The organism is Verrucosispora sp. WMMD1129 (assembly GCF_029581255.1).
Classification (GTDB): domain Bacteria; phylum Actinomycetota; class Actinomycetes; order Mycobacteriales; family Micromonosporaceae; genus Micromonospora; species Micromonospora sediminimaris.
Window position 1 is genome coordinate 1,853,555 of sequence record NZ_CP120741.1, and the last position, 18,462, is coordinate 1,872,016.

Annotated in this window: 16 protein-coding genes and 3 pseudogenes; 6 read left to right on the forward strand and 13 right to left on the reverse strand. The window is 70.3% G+C overall.

Annotated features, from left to right (window positions below; translation table 11 throughout):
* The first annotated feature begins 318 nt into the window (after positions 1-318).
* Entirely contained in the window at positions 319-1,764 is a 1,446-nt protein-coding gene (locus O7624_RS08440; RefSeq protein WP_282239602.1) for an RICIN domain-containing protein, read from the forward strand.
* Between the two features lie 396 nt (positions 1,765-2,160).
* Here the strand turns inward: O7624_RS08440 and miaB are convergent, their stop codons facing one another.
* A complete protein-coding gene (gene miaB, locus O7624_RS08445) occupies positions 2,161-3,678 on the reverse strand; it encodes a tRNA (N6-isopentenyl adenosine(37)-C2)-methylthiotransferase MiaB (protein WP_282239603.1) in 1,518 nt (505 codons plus the stop codon).
* Positions 3,679-3,681: 3 nt separating this feature from the next.
* On the opposite strand from miaB, the gene O7624_RS08450 reads away from it, so the two are divergent.
* Positions 3,682-3,813 (forward strand): hypothetical protein, encoded by a 132-nt coding sequence (locus O7624_RS08450; protein WP_282239604.1) that lies wholly within the window; start codon positions 3,682-3,684, stop codon positions 3,811-3,813.
* A gap of 3 nt (positions 3,814-3,816) precedes the next feature.
* On the opposite strand, the gene O7624_RS08455 is transcribed toward O7624_RS08450, so the two are convergent.
* Positions 3,817-4,296, reverse strand: coding sequence for a hypothetical protein (locus tag O7624_RS08455; RefSeq protein WP_093410236.1), 480 nt, complete (start codon positions 4,294-4,296; stop codon positions 3,817-3,819).
* 215 nt (positions 4,297-4,511) lie between these two features.
* Positions 4,512-5,501, reverse strand: a complete 990-nt coding sequence (gene selD, locus O7624_RS08460) for a selenide, water dikinase SelD (RefSeq protein ID WP_282239605.1) — start codon at positions 5,499-5,501, stop codon at positions 4,512-4,514.
* 187 nt (positions 5,502-5,688) lie between these two features.
* Here selD and O7624_RS08465 point away from each other — a divergent pair, with 187 nt between their 5' ends.
* The 4 genes from O7624_RS08465 to O7624_RS08480 all read left to right on the forward strand — a co-directional run bounded on the left by O7624_RS08465 (position 5,689) and on the right by O7624_RS08480 (position 9,014).
* On the forward strand, positions 5,689-6,435 hold the full coding sequence (locus tag O7624_RS08465) for an amino acid ABC transporter ATP-binding protein (protein WP_282239606.1): 747 nt from the start codon (positions 5,689-5,691) through the stop codon (positions 6,433-6,435).
* A gap of 60 nt (positions 6,436-6,495) precedes the next feature.
* Positions 6,496-7,362, forward strand: a complete 867-nt coding sequence (locus tag O7624_RS08470) for a glutamate ABC transporter substrate-binding protein (RefSeq protein ID WP_282239607.1) — start codon at positions 6,496-6,498, stop codon at positions 7,360-7,362.
* An 81-nt stretch (positions 7,363-7,443) separates the two neighbouring features.
* Positions 7,444-8,118 (forward strand): amino acid ABC transporter permease, encoded by a 675-nt coding sequence (locus O7624_RS08475; RefSeq protein WP_282239608.1) that lies wholly within the window; start codon positions 7,444-7,446, stop codon positions 8,116-8,118.
* The gene (locus O7624_RS08480) at positions 8,118-9,014 is read left to right on the forward strand and encodes an amino acid ABC transporter permease (RefSeq protein ID WP_282239609.1); all 897 of its coding nucleotides are present in this window, start codon (positions 8,118-8,120) and stop codon (positions 9,012-9,014) included. Before O7624_RS08475 ends, O7624_RS08480 begins: the two co-directional genes overlap by 1 nt.
* 103 nt (positions 9,015-9,117) lie before the next feature.
* On the opposite strand, the gene rny is transcribed toward O7624_RS08480, so the two are convergent.
* The 10 genes and pseudogenes from rny to O7624_RS08525 form a co-directional block, all read right to left on the reverse strand.
* A complete protein-coding gene (gene rny / locus O7624_RS08485; RefSeq protein ID WP_282239610.1) occupies positions 9,118-10,884 on the reverse strand; it encodes a ribonuclease Y in 1,767 nt (588 codons plus the stop codon).
* 783 nt (positions 10,885-11,667) lie between these two features.
* The gene (locus O7624_RS08490; RefSeq protein ID WP_282239611.1) at positions 11,668-12,438 is read right to left on the reverse strand and encodes a regulatory protein RecX; all 771 of its coding nucleotides are present in this window, start codon (positions 12,436-12,438) and stop codon (positions 11,668-11,670) included.
* A gap of 10 nt (positions 12,439-12,448) precedes the next feature.
* On the reverse strand, positions 12,449-12,706 hold the full coding sequence (locus O7624_RS30650; RefSeq protein ID WP_348650365.1) for a hypothetical protein: 258 nt from the start codon (positions 12,704-12,706) through the stop codon (positions 12,449-12,451).
* Positions 12,698-13,040 (reverse strand): annotated as a pseudogene (locus O7624_RS30655) (hypothetical protein); the annotation flags it as partial. The pseudogene O7624_RS30655 and the gene O7624_RS30650, both read right to left, overlap by 9 nt.
* 80 nt (positions 13,041-13,120) lie before the next feature.
* Positions 13,121-13,981, reverse strand: a pseudogene (locus O7624_RS30660) (recombinase RecA); the annotation flags it as partial.
* Positions 13,973-14,587, reverse strand: a pseudogene (recA, locus tag O7624_RS08505) (recombinase RecA); the annotation flags it as partial. The pseudogenes recA and O7624_RS30660, both read right to left, overlap by 9 nt.
* A gap of 185 nt (positions 14,588-14,772) precedes the next feature.
* Complete coding sequence (locus tag O7624_RS08510) at positions 14,773-14,973, reverse strand: DUF3046 domain-containing protein (RefSeq protein ID WP_093410215.1); 201 nt, start codon at positions 14,971-14,973, stop codon at positions 14,773-14,775.
* A 4-nt stretch (positions 14,974-14,977) separates the two neighbouring features.
* Positions 14,978-16,393: an MFS transporter gene (locus tag O7624_RS08515; RefSeq protein ID WP_282239612.1), complete on the reverse strand. Its 1,416-nt coding sequence runs from the start codon at positions 16,391-16,393 to the stop codon at positions 14,978-14,980.
* A 39-nt stretch (positions 16,394-16,432) separates the two neighbouring features.
* Positions 16,433-17,572 (reverse strand): acyl-CoA dehydrogenase family protein, encoded by a 1,140-nt coding sequence (locus O7624_RS08520; RefSeq protein WP_282239613.1) that lies wholly within the window; start codon positions 17,570-17,572, stop codon positions 16,433-16,435.
* A 79-nt stretch (positions 17,573-17,651) separates the two neighbouring features.
* Positions 17,652-18,353 (reverse strand): UdgX family uracil-DNA binding protein, encoded by a 702-nt coding sequence (locus O7624_RS08525; protein ID WP_282239614.1) that lies wholly within the window; start codon positions 18,351-18,353, stop codon positions 17,652-17,654.
* Between the last annotated feature and the right edge of the window lie 109 nt (positions 18,354-18,462).

Sequence of the window (18,462 nt, forward strand, 5' to 3'; positions counted from 1 at the left end):
TTACCTGGGAAAGCGCTTGCCCTCCCCAGGGCTAGGGCGCGGGAGCCATTCCGACCAGTTCATCCCACGGCAGGGCGCATCCTGCGACCGCCACGGCATCGCTGCCGCCGGGCACGGCAGCCTCCACCGCCGAGGCGTACCCCCTGCCGACCGCACCGGGTGACGCATCCGGGCGTTCGCCACGGCCCACGCCACCCCCTCAACCGCCGTGGCCGCCCACGTCACGGACCGGTCCGGGCCGGCCGTGCTCGCCGGTTCGGCCGGTGCGCGGCGCGTCATCCGATCCGTCCCATTTATCGAGGATGAGGAGAACAAACCGTGCTTGCAGACGTCAAGCCTCGCCTGACGCGACGGTTGGCGGTGCTGGCCGCGACGGCCGTCGCGCTGCCCGCCGCCGCCGTCGCGGTGACCGTCGCTCCGGCCGCCGCCGCGACCGTCGACACCGGCGCCTACTACGTGTTCGTCAACCGCCACAGCGGCAAGGCCATGGATCTGTGGAACTGGTCCACCGCCGACGGCGGTGAGATCCGGCAGTTCAGCCGCCTCGACGGCAACAACCAGCAGTTCCAGTTCGTCGACGTGGGCAGCGGCTACTACCAGCTGCGCAACCGGCACTCCGGCAAGGTCGTCGCCATCCCGAACTCGAACGACGGGGTGCAGGTCACCCAGGTCACCGCGAGCAGCGACACCAAGCAGCACTGGCGGCTCGCGGACTCCGCCAACGGCGACGTGCGGTTCGTCAACCGGCACAGCAACAAGGCCCTCGACCTGTGGGGATGGTCCACGGCCGACGGGGCGATGATCTCGCAGTACGCCGATCTGGACGGCGCCAACCAGCGGTGGCAGCTGGTGCGGCTGGGCGGTGGCACCACTCCCCCACCAACCAACCCGCCCAACCCGGGCCCGCAGACCGGCCTGGTCGGCTGGGCCACCCAGAACGGCGGCACCACCGGCGGCGGCAACGCCGGCACCACCACCGTCACCAACGCCTCGGCGTTGACCAGCGCACTCAACTCCAGCAGCGCAGCGGTGATCCGGGTCTCCGGCACCATCAACTGCTCGGGGATGCTGCGGGTCCGCTCCAACAAGACCATCCTCGGCAACTCCGGCGCCACGATCGCCGGCTGCGGCTTCAACATCAACGGCGACCGTAACGTCATCATCCGGAACCTGACCTTCCGGAACTGGGACGACGACGCGATCAACGTGCAGGAGTCGGCCACAAACATCTGGATCGACCACAACAGCTTCACCGCCGGCTACGACGGCGCGGTCGACATCAAGCGCGGCTCCGACTTCATCACTGTGTCCTGGAACCGGGTCTACGGCCACGACAAGTCGATGCTGCTCGGGCACAGCGACAGCAACGCCAGCCAGGACGTCGGCCATCTGCGGGTGTCGTACCACCACAACTGGTTCGACGGCAGCAACCAGCGCCACCCCCGGGTCCGCTTCGGCAACCCGGTGCACGTCTACAACAACTACTACAGCAACGTGCGCGGCTACGGCGTCGCGTCCACGATGAACGCCGGCGTGCTGGTCGAGGGCAACTACTTCGAGAACACCCCCGACCCGTACCACCTGGGTGAGGGCAGCTCCGGCCCGGGCTCCCTGGTGGCCCGCAACAACCACTTCGTCAACTCGGGCGGCGGGCAGACCGGCGGCAGTGTCGCCGGCATCCCCTACTCGTACACCCTGGACACCCCGAGCAACGTCAAGTCGATCGTGACGGGCGGCGCGGGCGCCGGTCGGATCTCGGTCTGACCGCAGGGTCAGGGCCTGTGTCGAAGTCCTCGGTCGAGGCGGAGTCCAGGCGGCGTCCAGCCGGGCGTCGCGCGAGGCCCGCCGCCGGCCGGCCCCGGACTTCGACACAGGCCGCCCAGAGCTGCGTGACCTGGCCGCAGCCGGGCTCCGCCGGGGTATGTGTGGTGGCTCCTTTGCTCTGCTTCACTCCACGCAATGGTTTCGCTCGCTCACCGTTGCGCGGGTTGAAGCAGAGCAAAGGACGCAAGGTGGTGGGTGGTGGCCCGGCCGGGCACGCCGCCGGACAGCAGCACTCTCCGGGAGGCCGTGGCGGGTCGACCACGACAGCTACCAGCGGATCCAGCAGGATGGCCGCCTGCGTGCGGACGCTTGAGCCCGGAGACAGGCCGACCTGGCTCAGGGCGAGACGGCGCAGCCGGTCGTCGGCGTGGGCGCCGCGGCCGGCGCGCCGATCGTGGGCAGCCCCAACAGCACCCCGGGGGTACGCGGTGAGCGACCTGCCTCGGCCGCGTCGCCAGCCCGGGTGCGGCGGTGCGACAGCGGCGCACCGTCGGCGTTGAGGTGGTGCGGCGCGGCGTAGGTGATCGCGGTGTGCACGATGTCGCCCGGCCGGATCGTGCCGGCAGCGCCAGGTTCACCGGCACCACCGGTGGCGAAGTGCACCAGGCGGCCGTCGCGGGCCCGCCCCGACATCCGGCCGGTGCGCTCGTCCTTGCGGCCCTCACCGACGGCGACCAGCACCTCGACGGTCTCGCCGACGAGCTTCTTGTTCTCCGCCCAGGTGATCTCCTCCACGCAGGCGATCAGCCGCTCGTACCGCTCCTGCACGATCTGCTTGGGCAGTTGGCCGTCCATGGTCGCGGCCGGCGTGCCGGGGCGCTTGGAGTACTGGAAGGTGAAGGCGGAGGAGAACCTCGCCTCACGGACCACGTCCAGGGTGCGCTCGAAGTCCGCCTCGGTCTCGCCGGGGAAGCCGACGATGATGTCGGTGGTGATCGCCGCGTCGGGCATGGCGGCGCGGACCTTCTCGATGATGCCCAGGTACTTCTCCGACCGGTATGAACGGCGCATCGCGCGCAGCACGTCGTCGGAGCCGGACTGCAACGGCATGTGCAGCGAGGGGCAGACGTTCGGCGTCTCGGCCATCGCCGCGATTACGTCGTCGGTGAAGTCCTTCGGGTGCGGGCTGGTGAACCGCACCCGCTCCAGCCCGTCGATCTCGCCGCAGGCGCGCAGCAGCTTGCCGAAGGCGTACCGGTCGCCGAACTCGACGCCGTAGGAGTTGACGTTCTGCCCGAGCAGGGTCACCTCCAGCACGCCCTCGTCAACGAGTGCGCGTACCTCGCTGAGGATGTCGCCGGGGCGGCGGTCCTTCTCCTTGCCACGCAGCGACGGCACGATGCAGAAGGTGCAGGTGTTGTTGCAGCCCACCGAGATCGACACCCAGCCGGCGTACGTCGACTCGCGGCGGGTCGGCAGCGTCGAGGGGAAGACGTCGAGGGATTCGAGGATCTCCACCTCGGCGGCGGCGTTGTGCCGGGCGCGCTCCAGCAGCACCGGCAGCGAGCCGATGTTGTGGGTGCCGAAGACCACGTCCACCCAGGGTGCCCGGCGGACGATGTCGCCCCGGTCCTTCTGGGCAAGGCAGCCACCGACGGCGATCTGCATCCCCGGGTGCCGGTTCTTGACCGGGCGCAGGTGACCGAGGTTGCCGTAGAGCCGGTTGTCCGCGTTCTCGCGGACCGCGCAGGTGTTGAACACCACCACGTCGGGGGTGTCCTCGGCCTCGCCCGCGCGGACGTAACCCGCCTGCTCAAGCAGGCCGGAGATGCGCTCGGAGTCGTGCACGTTCATCTGGCAGCCGTAGGTGCGCACCTGGTAGGTGCGCGGGCCGCCCGCCGCTGCGGTAGTCATGACGTGCACAGCGTAGCCGGGCCCGAGGAATCGGACGCAAACGAGGAGAAGCCGTTCGCCGCCGCCACCCGCGCCCTGCTCGACGAGTCGATGGTGCGCGGCGGCAGCCGACCCGCCGCGCCGGCCGGCAACTGAGGCTCAGGCGGCGGCGAGGGCGGGGTTGACCGAGTCGGGCGCCCAGCGGGAGCGGTGGCAGCGCGACCAGCCCCGGCAGCGCGGATCCGCCTCGGTGCACAGCCGGCGGTCGCTGAGCACCTCGCCGTCGTCGGTCTCCCGGACGTCGAAGTGGACCGGGCGGATGCTGCCGTCCGGGGCCACCAGAAGGTGCCGGGTGTCGTCGAGCGTGTCGTCCCGCAGCAGGCAGTTGCGGCCGAGCAGCCGGGCCAGCGCCGCGATGCTGGGCAGCTCGGGCAACTCGTCAGGTACGCCGTAGCAGTCCACGATCGTGGCGAACTCCCCCGGCGCCTGCCAGACGTCGCAGACCACCGCGTACGTCGGCAGCCGCAGCGGATCCGCCACCGCCAGTGGCATCACCACCCGACCGAGCGCGTCGGCCAGCGCCGGGTAGACCTCCACCGGTCGTACCTGGTCAATTCTCCAGTTCCACAGCTCGGTCATGCCGTCTCCTCGCTGTGCTCGTCCCCACCGGCCTCCGGATCGGGCCATACGACGATGGTGGGGGGCATTTGCCCCCAGCCGGGGGCAAGTTACCGGTCTGTGACCATTCTGGCCCAAATTTCCCGGAGCATCATCGCTCCAGGTAGCGGGAAGATGACAGTTTATCGGGTATCGTGCGCGTTCCCACGCAACGGCACGCGTACCGAAACCTGCCTTCAGCGCAGGACGACCCGGTGTTCCCCGGGGGGCAGCAGCTCACCGATCACCGGGGCGCCCGGTATCTCCCCGGCGATCAGCAGCCCGCCGGAGGTCTGCGCGTCGGCCAGCAACAGCCGATCCTCCTCGCTGGCCGCGCCGAAGTCCGTCCACGGGGTAACCCACTCCAGGTTGCGGCGGGAACCACCGCTGACGTACCCGTCCCGGACCGCCTCGCGGGCACCGGCCAGGTACGGCACCCGGGCGGTGTCGATCGCCACCGTCAGCCGGCTCGCCCGGGCCAGCTTCGAGGCGTGCCCGAGCAGACCGAATCCGGTCACGTCGGTGCCGCAGCGCACGCCGGCCGCCACGGCCGCCCGCGCGGCGTCCCGGTTCAGCGTGGTCATCGCCGCCACCGCCGCCGGGAAGCTCTCGCCGGTGCTCTTGTGGCGGGTGTTGAGCACGCCGACGCCGAGCGGCTTGGTCAGCGACAACGGCAGGCCGACCCGCCCGGCGTCCAAGGTGATCAACTCTTCCGGCCGGACCAGCCCGGTGACCGCCAGGCCGTACTTCGGGCCGTCGTCGTCGACGCTGTGCCCGCCGGCCAGATGACAGCCGGCTGCGCGGGCCACGTCCAGGCCGCCGCGCAGCACCTCCCGCGCCAGGTCCAGCGGCAGCACCTCGCGAGGCCAGCAGAGCAGGTTGAGCGCGACAAGCGGAGTGCCGCCCATCGCGTACACGTCGGACAGGGCGTTGGTGGCGGCGATCCGACCCCAGTCGTACGCGTCGTCGACCACCGGGGTGAAGAAATCCGCGGTGGTCACCAGGCCGGTGCGCTCGTCCAGCCGGACCACTGCGGCGTCGTCGCCGTGGTCGAGCCCGACCAGCAGCTCGGCGGTGCCGGCGACGGGCCCGAGATCGGCGACCATCGCCTCCAACTCGCCCGGCGGGATCTTGCAGGCACAGCCGCCGCCACGGGCGTACCGGGTCAACCGCACGGGCTCGGTCATCTCCTCATGATCTCCGTCACCCGGGCGGGACGCCAGCCGGGTGGGTCAAATTCGGACGCCGGAGTCGGATCATCCAGGGTGTTACCGCTCCGTGACCATCTGGGTTGTGTTCCGCCACGTCAGCCCGCCTACAGTGGCCGCTACCGGGGGTCGACCGACCCCGACAGCGACGAGGAGGACAGACGACGTGGCGACGGGCGAACCGCTCATCGTGCTGGACTCGGTCAACAAATGGTTCGGGCCGTTGCATGTGCTGGACGACGTCTCGCTGTCGGTGGGGCGGGGCGAGGTGGTCGTGGTGATCGGCCCGTCCGGCTCCGGCAAGTCGACGCTGTGCCGCACCATCAACCGGCTGGAGCCGATCAATTCCGGCACCATCACCTTCGACGGCCGGACGCTGCCGGCCGAGGGCAAGGCGCTGGCCAAGCTGCGCAGCGAGGTCGGCATGGTGTTCCAGTCGTTCAACCTCTTCGCGCACAAGACGATCCTGGAGAACGTCACCCTCGGCCCGATCAAGGTCCGCAAGGAGAAGCCGGCGGCGGCCCGCGAGCGGGGTCTGGCCCTGCTCGACCGGGTCGGCATCGCCAACCAGGCCGACAAGTATCCGGCCCAGCTCTCCGGCGGCCAGCAGCAGCGCGCCGCGATCGCCCGGGCGCTGGCCATGCAGCCCAAGGCGATGCTCTTCGACGAGCCGACCAGCGCGCTGGACCCCGAGATGGTCGGCGAGGTGCTGGACGTGATGACCTCCCTCGCCCGCGACGGGATGACCATGGTCGTGGTCACCCACGAGATGGGTTTCGCGCGGCACGCGGCGAACCGGGTCATCTTCATGGCCGACGGCAAGCTCGTCGAGGACGCCGCTCCGACGGAGTTCTTCGCGAACCCGCGCAGTGAGCGCGCCAAGGACTTCCTCTCCAAAATCCTCACCCATTAGGCGTCCGGTAGTGGAGCGGGCCGTGACCCGGCCGGCTCCAGTCGAAGAAGGAGAACAGGTATGCGAATGAAGCGGATGGCGGCGATCGCTGCCGTCGCCGGCCTCGCGGTCGCGATGGCCGGTTGTGGCGGGGACAGCGACGAGGGCGGTTCCGGCACGGGCGCCGGTGGCATCATCGGCAAGGCGGAGAGCCAGAAGAAGCTGGTCATCGGCGTCAAGGCCGACCAGCCGGGCCTGGGCCTGCAGACCGGCAGCCAGTACGAGGGCTTCGAGATCGAGCTCGCGAAGATCATCGCAAAGGGCCTCGGCGTCGAGGAGGGCAACATCGAGTGGAAGACCACCGTGTCGGCCAACCGTGAGCCCTTCATCCAGCAGGGCACCGTCGACCTGGTGGTGGCCACCTACACCATCAACGACGAGCGTAAGCAGAAGGTCAGCTTCGCCGGCCCGTACTACCTCGCTGGACAGGACCTGCTGGTCCGCGCCGACTCCGACATCACCGGGCCGGAGTCCCTGGAGGGCAAGACGGTCTGCTCGGCGACCGGCTCGACCCCGGCCAAGCGGATCCAGGAGGATCACCCGAAGGCCCGACTGCAGCAGTTCGACGCGTACTCCAAGTGCCTGCCGCTGCTGGAAAACGGCCAGGTCGACGCGGTGACCACCGATGACATCATCCTCGCCGGCTACGCCGCGCAGGAGCAGTACGCCGGTAAGTTCAAGGTCGTCGGCAAGACCTTCTCGGACGAGCCGTACGGCATCGGCGTGAAGAAGGACGACACGGCCGGCTGCGAGAAGGTCAACGAGATCCTCAAGGCCGCGGCCGAGGACGGCAGCTACAAGGCCGCCTGGGACGCCACCCTGGGCAAGAGCGGCACCCCCGCGCCCGAGCTGGACACCACCAAGCTGACCCACTGCGGCGCTGTCTGACCGGTACCGGAGCCGGCACCCCTTGCGGGTGCCGGCTCCGGCCTGTCACCGGCCGCCGCCACGTGCCCCGGGAGCCGAAGCATGGACGTATTCACCGATCCGGAGAACCTCGACGCATTCGTGTCGGGCTTCGTCTGGATCCTCAAGCTGACCGGCGCGTCCGCGGTCTGCGCGCTGGTCATCGGCGTGCTGCTGGCCGCGATGCGGGTCTCCCCCGTACCCGTGCTGCGCGGCTTCGGCGCTGCCTGGGTCAACATCTTCCGCAACACTCCGCTGACGCTGGTCATCTTCTTCTGCTACTTCGGGCTGTACGCCACCCTCGGGCTGAGCCTGTCTCAGGAGCTCGACGTCAACATCTACTGGCTCGGTGTGATCGGCCTGTCGACCTACACCGCCGCCTTCGTCTGCGAGGCGGTGCGCTCGGGCATCAACACCGTGCCGACCGGCCAGGCCGAGGCGGCCCGGGCGATCGGGCTGTCGTTCGCGCAGACGCTGCGGATCGTGGTGCTGCCGCAGGCCGCCCGCTCGGTGATCGCGCCCTTCGGCAGCATCCTGATCGCGCTCTGCAAGAACGCCACGATCGTCGGCACCATCGGGCTCGTCGAGGCCTCCAGCGTCATGAAGGACCTGCTCAACAGCTACGGTAACGCCGTCATTCTGATCTTCCTGGTCTTCGCCGGCACGTTCGCCGCACTGCTCATCCCCACCGGCTACTTCTTCGGCTGGCTGGCCAACCGACTGGCGGTGAAGCGCTGATGAGCACCAGCAACGTCCTCTACGACCACCCGGGGCCCCGGGCCAAGGTACGCAACGCGGTGCTGAGTGTCGTCTTCGGCGTCGCGCTGCTCGCCCTGCTCTACTGGATCTACACGAAGTTCGATCAGGCGAACCAGTGGGAACCCCGGCTGTGGGAGCCGTTCACCCGGTCGGCCACCTGGACCCAGTTCATCCTGCCGGGCCTGTGGGCGACCCTGAAGGCGGCCGGGGTCGGCATGGTGCTGTCGCTCGCCTTCGGCGTCGTCTTCGCCTTCGGCCGGCTCTCCGACCGCTGGTGGATCAGCGTGCCGGCCGGCATGGTGGTGGAGTTCTTCCGCGCCGTCCCGCTGCTGCTGATGATCTTCTTCATCTTCTACGGCGTACCGTTCCTCATCAAGGGTCCGGTGACCGCCTTCTGGGCCGTGGTGATCGGCCTGACCCTCTACAACGGGTCGGTGCTGGCCGAGGCGTTCCGGGCCGGCATCCGGGCCGTGCCCGGCGGGCAGTCCGAGGCGGCGTACGCGATCGGCATGCGCAAGAACCAGGTGATGCGGATGATCCTGCTGCCCCAGGCAGCCCGCGCCATGCTGCCGATCATCGTCAGCCAGCTGGTGGTGCTGCTCAAGGACACCGCGCTCGGCTACATCGTGGCCTACCCGGAGCTGCTCCAGCGCGGCGTCAACGACCTCTCCGCCAACTACGGCAACATCATCGCCTGCGCGATCGTCGCTGCCGTCATCTACATCGTGATCAACTCACTGCTCACCTGGTTCGCCGGCTGGTTGGACCGACGCACCGGTGTCCGAGCCTTCCGGGTGCCGAAGCAGACCGCACCGGCCGGAGCGGCGGACTCCACCCCCGAGGGCGGCGCCACCGTCTCCGAGCCACAGGGGTGAGCGGATACCGCTTCGGTGCGGGACGGTCGGGACCGGTCGGCGCGCACCCCTAGCAACATAGGAAGGGCCTCTGCTCGGCGAGCAGGGGCCCTTTCCTTATGCCTCAGCGGGCGATCTCGGTGACCCGGGACTCGCGGACCACCGTCACCCGGATCTGCCCCGGATAGGTCAACTCCTCCTCGACCTGCTTGGCCACGTCCCGGGCCAGCACCGCAGCGCCGATGTCGTCGACGTCGTCGGGCTTGACCATCACCCGGATCTCCCGGCCCGCCTGCATCGCGAAGACCTTCTCCACGCCGACCTTGCCGGCGGCGATCTCCTCGATGCGTTCCAGCCGCTTGACGTACGCCTCCAGGCTCTCCCGCCGCGCCCCCGGCCGCCCACCCGAGCAGGCGTCGGACGCCTGGGTCAGCACCGCCTCCACGGTCTGCGGCGGCACCTCGTTGTGGTGCGCCTCGATGGCGTGCACCACGTCCTCGCTCTCGCCGTACTTACGGGCCACGTCCGCACCGATGAGCGCGTGACTGCCCTCCACCTCGTGGGTGAGCGCCTTGCCGATGTCGTGCAGGAAAGCCGACCGCTTGATCAACGGCACGTCCAAGCGCAGCTCGGCCGCCATGATCCCGGCGATGTGCGCGGTCTCCACCAGGTGCTTGAGCACGTTCTGCCCGTACGACGTGCGGTAACGCAACCGACCCAGCAGGGTGACCAGCTCCGGGTGGATCTCGGTGATGCCGACCTGCACCAGGGCGTCCTCGGCGGCCCGGTGGCAGAGCTGGTCCACCTCCTGCCGGGCCAGCTCGTGCACCTCCTCGATGCGGTGCGGGTGGATCCGGCCGTCCAGCACCAGCTTCTCCAGCGTCAACCGGCCGACCTCCCGGCGCACCGGGTCGAAGCAGGACAGCAGCACCGCCTCGGGAGTGTCGTCAATGATCAGGTTGACCCCGGTGACCGACTCGAAGGCCCGGATGTTGCGGCCTTCCCGGCCGATGATCCGCCCCTTCATCTCGTCGCCCGGCAGGTGCAGCACACTCACCACGCTCTCGGCGGTCTGCTCACTGGCCACCCGCTGGATGGCGTCGACCACGATGTGCCGGGCCCGCTGCTCGGCCGTCGACCTGGCGTCGGACTCGATGTCCCGGACCAACAGCGCGGCCTCCCGCTTCGCCTGGCCCTCGATCGCCTCGACCAACTCGGCCCGCGCGGCGTCGGCGGTCAACCCGGCGACCCGCTCCAGCTCCCGTCGCCGCTGGTTCTCCACCTCGGCCAGCTCGGACTCCCGCTCGGCCAGCGCCGCCTCACGGGCCGCCAGCGCGGCGTTGGCCGCAGTGAGCTGCCGTTCCCGTTCCGCGAGCCGCTCCACCTCCTCGGTGTGCAGCCGCTCCCGCTCGTCCATCCGGGTCGCCCGCCGCTCCACCTCGGCGGCCTGCTCCCGGGTGGTCGCGGCCAGCACCGCCACCTCACGCTCACCGCTGCGCCGGGCCGCCGTGCGCAACTGCTCGGCGTCCGCCTCGGCCTGCTTGTGCGCCCGTTCCAGCACCGTGTCCGCCTCGGCGCGGGCGTCGTCGAGCACCCGACGTGCCTCCGCCCGGGCGGCCTTCGCCTCGGCCTTGGCCGCCGCCGCCTCGGCGCGGGCCGCCGCCGCCGCGGACTTCGCCACGTCGATGGTGCTGTTCGCCTCGTCGGCGGCCGTGCGCAGCGCGGCCAGCGACTGCTCCTGCCGGTCCTTCTCCGCGACGTACGCCGGATCCTCCGCCGCCGGACGCGACATGAAACCCCGCATCAGGCGCAGGCCGAACAGCACCGCACCGAGCACCACGAGGGTCAGCACCAGCACGGCGGTCAGGATCACGACGTCGAAGGCGCTCATCGAACGGCTCCGTCCGGCCGGTCGCCAACGCCGAGGGCGACAGCAGGTGGGCCGGAACTCTGCTCACCGTCATCGCTGGCCCCGGACTCCGCCGCACCGGGAGCGGCCGCCCCCGCGCTCATGCCGGCGCTCCGTTCCGAGACGTGCCCCTGGTGGGCAACGCCGAACGAAGCCTCAAGATCGGCCCGCTCCGCTCGCTCATACCGAGACTCCGGTGAACCTGTGCCGCCTCGCCATGGCGCGCCTCCCCTGAACCGTCGCGCCGCAACAGCCTGCCGGGTGGGCACGCTCCTGCGACTCTGGACGCCCGACCGGAGCGCATGGCCGTGGGTTGGCTTCCTCCGCCGACGTCCCTGACGGCCGTCGGCGGGCCGGGTGCACTGTCACGTGAGCCCGGACCGGCCCGTCCGGAGCTGACGTACGCGGCCGATGGTGCCGGCCAAAGTGATGCTGTTCTGTTACGGGATCTATGTTGTGCGCTTAGCCTGCGCTTGGTCGGGCAATGTGAGCCTTTATGGCGAGGCTAGGTCTCAACCGGGCTCCGGTCAAGAACGGATGATCAAACCACCCGGACGGAGAGAAGTTAAATAGTCACCCTCCGCCTATGAACACTCGGACGCCAGCGGGCAAAAAAGACGAACAACCAACGTCGGGTTGACTCATCCGGGCTGGTCACGTCGCGAAGGTGGTCGTCGCAGCCGCGCCACACGCATCGCCCGCGCTCCCGGGACGGGCCAGGCCGGGATCACAGTTGGTGGACGGCATGAGAGCGCGAATGCGCGGTCAGCGGTCGATCTCACCCTCGGCGTCGGCGAGGGCGTCGGCGTCGATCTGCTCGGCGAACTCGGCCGCCTCGGCGCTTTGCGCGGCGATCGCCTCCTTCACCGCCCGGATCGCGACACCGGCCGGGTAGCCCTTGCGGGCCAGCATGCCGACCAGCCGCCGGAACACCGCGTCCGGCTCGCCCCGGGCGGTCCGCAGCTTCCGTTCCACCAGGGCACGGGCGGTCTCCGCCTCGGTGGTCTCGTCCAACTCGTCCAACGCCTCGCTGGCCGTGTCGCCGTCCACGCCGCGTTGGCGCAGCTCGTTGGCGAGTGCCCGGCGAGCCAGCCCCCGGCCGGCATGCCGGCTGCTCACCCAGGCGCGGGCGAACGCGGCGTCGTCGATGATGCCGACCTCGTCGTACCGGTCGAGGACCTGTTCGGCGGTCTCCTCGGAGATGCCCCGCCGCGCCAACACGGTGGCCAACTCGGCACGGGTACGCGGACGCACCGCGAGCTGCCGCAGGCAGATCTCCCGGGCCACCTCGGCCTCGTCACGAGGCGTGGATGCCGCATCCTCGCGTGCCGAACCGCCGGCCCGTCGGGCGGAACCGGCCCTGCCCCGGGAGGTATCCCATGCCGACGCGTCCGGAGAATCGACCGACGCCGGGGCACCCGGGTCGGAGGTGTTGCCGGCAGCGCGGCGGCCTCGGCGGGGTCGTGGTGTGGCGTCACCCGCTCGGGGCGGGCTGGCATCCCAGCCCCGCCCCGAGCGGGCACGTCGTCCTGCCACGGATCGTCGATCAGAAGTCGACCGGCGGCAGCTCCGGGCCACCGGCGGCATCGCCCGCGCCGACCCCGACGCCGAGCTTCTCCAGGATCTTCTTCTCGATCTCGGCAGCCACGTCCGGGTTCTCCCGGAGGAATTCGCGGGCCTTCTCCTTGCCCTGGCCCAGCTGGTCACCCTCGTAGGTGTACCAGGCGCCGGACTTGCGAATGATCGACTGCTCGACGCCGACGTCGATCAGCGAGCCCTCACGGGAGATGCCCTTGCCGTACATGATGTCGAACTCGGCCTGCTTGAACGGGGACGCGACCTTGTTCTTCACCACCTTTACCCGGGTCCGGTTACCGACCACGTCGGTGCCGTCCTTCAGGCTCTCGATGCGCCGCACGTCGAGCCGGACCGAGGCGTAGAACTTCAACGCCCGACCACCGGTGGTGGTCTCAGGGCTGTTGTGCACCATGACGCCGTCGACGAAGTAGTTGTGGTTGCCCTCAACCTCGATGTCGAACCGGTTCATCGAACGGGTCTTCGGCTTGACCCGGACATCGATGACCCGTGCCGGCACCGGCATCAGCTCCGCCGCGACGAACTGCGGCTCGACGGCGCACTGGCCCCGGAAGCGCGGCAGAAGCTTGGCCTCCATCGCCGCCGGCACGTAGGGAGCGACCAGTTCCTGGAACCTCGCCGACGACTCGGTGGTGAAGATGATCGACGCCGTCTGCCGGGCCCCCCGGGAGACCAGCTTCACGTCCATCCCGTACGCGTCGCGCAGATGCTCCACCAGACGATCCCGGCTGCCCTCCGCCATCGCCTCGACGCAGATCTCGATCCGGCCGGAACCGCCGGCCGTACGCTCCTGCAGGCCCTTGGAGCGGACGGTGAAGCAGCCGTCGTCCATGTACCACACCGCGAGCGCCAGAGGAGTCAGCGCCTTGAGGTAGTCCCAGCTGAGGTGCTTTTTGCCGTCACCCAGGTAGACCGCGCGGCGCAGCTCGTCCAACTCCGGCAGCGGGGTGAAGTCGACGAAGGCAGCGCCCCGTGCGTCGGTACGCCGGGAGTGGCCGATGTTGCCCAGCAGCGAGACCTTCCAGTCGAGGTAGTCGACCTGCTGTGCACCGTGGCCGAGGCGGAAGCGGACACCGGACCGGTCCTGACGGTTCGGCGACAGGGCGCCATCGCCCATCAGCGAACCGAGCACGACCTGCCACTGCTGCTCGCTGAGGCGGCGTGACTCGGCGAGCATCACCCGGTCACCAGCGATCAGCTCACCCGCTTCCCGCCAGCCGCCCGGAGTGCGTACCAGGTGGTTGGCGGTGGCGGCGAACTGTGCCCGCCCGTTGCCACCCGACTTGGCGACGGTGAACTGGAGGAACTGCTCCGCCGGGCCGTTGTTGAACCAGTTGGTGATCCGCTTCGGCTCCACCCGGTCGGTGTCCGGGTTGTAGGAGAGAACCTCGACGTCCATCCGCTGGTTGACGATCTTGCCGATCTTCTCCTGCGTGCCGTCGGCCAGGGTGACCCGGGTCGAGTACGACATGCACCCGAACATGACGCCGATCTTCTCGCGGAGCTGGTTGATGAAGATCGCGGTGGTGCCGGTGTTGTTGAGCACGCCGGTGATCTTCCGCAGCGCCTGGCTCATCAGCCGGGCCTGGAGACCGACGTGGCTGTCGCCCATCTCGCCCTCGATCTCGGCGCGCGGCACCAGCGCGGCCACCGAGTCGATCACGATGATGTCGATCGCGCCGGAGCGGACCAGCATGTCCGCGATCTCCAGCGCCTGCTCGCCGGTGTCCGGCTGGGAGACCAGCAGGGCGTCGGTGTCGACACCGAGGGCCCTGGCGTACTCCGGGTCGAGCGCGTGCTCGGCGTCGATGAAGGCGGCGATGCCGCCGGCCCGCTGGGCGTTGGCCACCGCGTGCAGGGCGACCGTGGTCTTACCGCTGCTCTCCGGGCCGTAGACCTCGACGACCCGGCCACGGGGCAGACCGCCCACGCCGAGCGCCACGTCGAGCGCGATGGAACCGGTCGGAATGACCGAGGTCTGGATGACCGGTCGCTCCCCCAGCCGCATCACCGAGCCCTTGCCGAACTGCTTGTCGATCTGAGCGAGAGCAAGGTCGAGCGCCTTCTCCCGGTCAGGACCTGCCGCCATCGTTGCCACCCCTGCCTTCGCCGGCGTCTTTCCTGAGCTTCGCGTCACGCGGGACACGCTAGGCGCTGGGTCCGACAGAAAACCAGCCGACTGGCCGTGGCCTGTGGACGAGCACCCCGCTGTGGACAATAGCCGAACAGGTGTACGACTCGGCAAGAGACACGCGGAAGTAACGAATCGGCTGCTCAGCGTAGCCGGGCGGGTACCCGGTCCGGATAGGCCGCGACCACGGCGCGCCACACCACGTGCGTCTCCACGCCGGCCTTGAGGGCCTGCTCGATGGTCCGTCCGCCGAGTTCCGACAACACCTGGTCGCTGGCGATGCTGGCCGCGTACGCCGGACCGAACGCCTCGGCCAGGCGCGCCCAGAAGTCGGTCAGCCGCACGTGATCAGTCCTTCCTGTCCGGTGCACTCGTCGGCACCGGACGCAACGCTAGCGCCAGCAGGGGTGCCACCGCGACCGCGGCGAGCAGGGTCAGCACCGGATAGCCCGCCAATTGCATGACAAACCCGCTCAGTGCTCCGGCTGACGCTCCGGCCAGCCCCATGAGCAGGTCGGACAGGCCCTGGGCGCTGGGCCGTACCTCGTCCGGTACCGACTCCGACAGCAGGGTCGAACCGGCCACCATGGTCGCCGACCAGCCGAGCCCGAGCAGGATGAGCCCGACGGTGAGCCGGGGCGTGTGGTGCCCGGCGGTGCCGGCGACCGCGCAGGCGGCCAGCAGCGTCGCGATCCCGCCGAGGATGACCGGGCGGCGACCGAACCGGTCGGCGAGCCAGCCGACCACCGGCGCCAGCGCGTACATGCCGGCGATGTGCAGACTCAGCACCAGCCCGACCACCGGCAGCACCTCGTCGACGGCGTAGTACTCCCGCAGGTGCACCGGGGTCATCGCCATCACCGCCACCATCACCAGGTGCCCCACGGCCACGGCGGACACGCCGAGCCGGGCGGCCGGTCGGGCGCGTACCACCGACCAGGCGGCGCGCATGCCCACGCCGCGCCGGGCCGACGGTGCCGGCACCGGGACCGGGCCGGCCGGGGCGAGCGCGGACGCCGCCTGGGCCGGCTCGGCCGGGACCGGCGGCGGACCAGACGGGGGCGGCTCGGACGCGCCGGCCCGGGCCGCCGCGAGCCGGCGCGCGGTGAGCAGCGGGTCGGGCCGCAACCACAGCAGCAGTACGCCGGCGGCGAGCACGAACGCGACGGCGCTGAACGCGAACGGGCCGGACAGCGTCGGCAGCCCCCAGCCGCTTGTGGTGCGGTCGGCGAGCGCGGCGAAGTTCGGGGCGGCCACCGCGCCGATGGTGGTGGCCCAGACGATCAGCGACAGTTGCCGGGCGCGCCGGTCCGGTTCGGCGAGATCGACCGCGGCGTAGCGGGCCTGAAGGTTGGCGGCGGAGCCACCGCCGAAGAGGAGCATGCCGAGGAAGAGCAGCGGGACCGACCGGGTTGCCGCGGCGAGCACGACAAGTGCCCCGCCCAGCGCCCCGACCACGTACGCGACAGCCAGGCCGGGGCGGCGGCCGTACCCGGTGATGATCCGGGTGACCGGCACGGCGAGCAGTGCGGCGCCGACCACGGCGGCGCTCTGCGCCAGGCCGGCCACGGCGGTGCCGGCGATCTCGGCGGCGAGCAGGGCGCCGACGGAGATGCCGATGGTCACCCCGATGCCGCCGACGATCTGGGTGGTGAAGAGCAGCCGCAGGGTGCGCCGCTGGATGGGCGCGACGTCTGGGTGCGCCGTCGGCGTGGTGGTCAGGTCAGTGGCCAACGGGAGGCTCCTTGGGTAAGGGGTGACCATCCTTTCGCACCCGACCGACAGCCGGCAGCCCGGTTCTCGTCACAGCCCCAGACCGCGCCCGATGATCTCCTTCATGATCTCCGTGGTGCCGCCGTAGATGGTCTGCACCCGGCTGTCCAGCCAGGCCCGCGCCACCGGGTACTCCGCCATGAAGCCGTAGCCGCCGTGCAGCTGCACGCACCGGTCGGCGACCCGGTTCTGCAACTCCGTGGTCCACCACTTGGCCTTGGCCGCATCGGTCACCGACAGCCGGCCGGCGTTGAACTCGGCCACGCAGTGGTTGACGAAGGTCCGCGCGATGGTGACCTCGGTGTCCAGCTCGGCGAGGAGGAACCGGTTGTGCTGGAACTTCCCGATCGGTCGGCCGAACGCCTCCCGGGTGCGCGCGTAGTCGAGAGTGAGGGCGAGCAGCCGTTCCGCGGCGGCGACCGCGGCGACGGCGATGCTGAGCCGTTCCCGGGGCAGGTTGGCCATCAGGTGGTAGAAGCCGTGGTTCTCGGTGCCGATGAGGTTGGCGGCCGGCACCCGACAGTCGTCGAAGAAGAGTTCGGCGGTGTCGTTGGCCTTCAATCCGACCTTGGCCAGTCGGCGACCCCGGGTGAAGCCGGCGGTTCCGGTTTCCACCGCGATCAGGCTCACGCCGTGGGCGCCCTCGTCGGCGGTACGGGCCACCACGATCACCAGGTCGGCCAGTTCACCGTTGGTGATGAACGTCTTCTGCCCGTTGAGCACGAGGCTGTCGCCGTCGCGGACGGCGGTGGTGCGGACGCCGGCCAGGTCGGAGCCGGCACCGGGTTCGCTCATCGCGATGGCGGTGACGAGGTCGCCGGAGCAGAACCGGGGCAGCCAGCGCTGGCGCTGCTCCTCGGTGGTCAGCTCGGTGAGGTACGGCGCGACCACGTCGTTGTGCAGGCCGAAGCCGAGCCCGGAGCAGCCCGAGTTGACGATCTCCTCGACCAGGACGGCGTTGTACCGGAAGTCCCGCTGTCCGCCGCCGCCGTAGTCGGGGTGGACGTCCATGCCGAGCAGTCCGGCGGCACCGGCCTTCCGCCACACCTCGCGGTCGACGATGCCGTCGGCCTCCCAGCGGTCGTGGTGCGGTACGGCCTCGCGGTCGAGGAACCGCCGGCACAGGTCCCGGAACTCGTCGTGGTCAGCCTCGTAGAGGTGCTGCTGCATGGCGGCAAGTGTGGCACCGTCCGCGACGCCGTCGCATGGTCGGTGCCGGCGCTGCGGTTGGGGGCGAGCGCGGCTGGTGTCAGCCGGCGAGGGCGCGAGCCGCGACGGTCAGGTCGGCGACCAGCCCGTCGTAGGCGACGTCCTGGTTGTCGGCCCGGAGCACGGCGGAGGGGTGGATGGTGGCCAGGAGTTTGGCCGGGGGCGCGTCGGCGGTCCCTCCGGCGCTGTCCACCGGTACCCGTTGGAAGTCCTCCGGGTGTTGGGCGGCGGCCGGCCAGGGCAGCAGTTCGCCGCGCTGGCGGGTGACCCGGAACGTCGGGCCGAGCAGGGCTTTCGCGGCGGTCGCCCCGAGTACCACGATCACCTCTGGGGTCAGCTGGGCGAACTCGGCGACCAGCCAGGGTCGGCAGGCGGTGATGTGTACCCGGTCCGGGGTCTGGTGGATCCGCCGCTTACCGCGTAGTTCGAAGCGGAAGTGCTTGACGGCATTGGTGAGGTAGATGTGGGCCGGGTCCAGCTTGGCGTCGTCGACCGCCTTGCGCAGCAGCCGGCCGGCAGGGCCGACGAAGGGCAGCCCCTTCTGGTCCTCCATGTCGCCGGGCTGCTCGCCGACGAAGACCACCCGGGCGGTGGCGTCGCCCCGGCCGAAGACGGTCTGTGAGGCGTCCCGGTACAGCTCGCAGCCCCGGCAGCCGGTGGCGGCGGCCCGCAGCTCGTCGAGGGTGTCGGCCTGCGGCGGGATGAACCGCTGGGCCCCGGGCGCAGTATCGGTGTCGGCCATGGCGACTGTTCTACCCGCTGTGACGCGCCCCACGCGAGCGGGAGCGCCCACCCAGGCAGCAACATCGGGGATGTTGCCGCCTCGAACCCGCCTCACGCTGCAACATCGG

Bases quoted from the DNA above. Each gene is read 5' to 3' on its own strand.
- selD (WP_282239605.1), bottom strand. From the start codon at position 5,501: ATGACCGAGCCCGTGCGGTTGACCCGGTACGCCCGTGGCGGCGGCTGT.
- O7624_RS08470 (WP_282239607.1), top strand. From the start codon at position 6,496: ATGCGAATGAAGCGGATGGCGGCGATCGCTGCCGTCGCCGGCCTCGCG.
- O7624_RS08480 (WP_282239609.1), top strand. From the start codon at position 8,118: ATGAGCACCAGCAACGTCCTCTACGACCACCCGGGGCCCCGGGCCAAG.
- O7624_RS08525 (WP_282239614.1), bottom strand. From the start codon at position 18,353: ATGGCCGACACCGATACTGCGCCCGGGGCCCAGCGGTTCATCCCGCCG.
- O7624_RS08520 (WP_282239613.1), bottom strand. From the start codon at position 17,572: ATGCAGCAGCACCTCTACGAGGCTGACCACGACGAGTTCCGGGACCTG.
- O7624_RS08455 (WP_093410236.1), bottom strand. From the start codon at position 4,296: ATGACCGAGCTGTGGAACTGGAGAATTGACCAGGTACGACCGGTGGAG.
- miaB (WP_282239603.1), bottom strand. From the start codon at position 3,678: ATGACTACCGCAGCGGCGGGCGGCCCGCGCACCTACCAGGTGCGCACC.
- rny (WP_282239610.1), bottom strand. From the start codon at position 10,884: ATGAGCGCCTTCGACGTCGTGATCCTGACCGCCGTGCTGGTGCTGACC.
- O7624_RS30650 (WP_348650365.1), bottom strand. From the start codon at position 12,706: ATGTACGGCAAGGGCATCTCCCGTGAGGGCTCGCTGATCGACGTCGGC.
- O7624_RS08515 (WP_282239612.1), bottom strand. From the start codon at position 16,393: ATGGTCACCCCTTACCCAAGGAGCCTCCCGTTGGCCACTGACCTGACC.
- O7624_RS08475 (WP_282239608.1), top strand. From the start codon at position 7,444: ATGGACGTATTCACCGATCCGGAGAACCTCGACGCATTCGTGTCGGGC.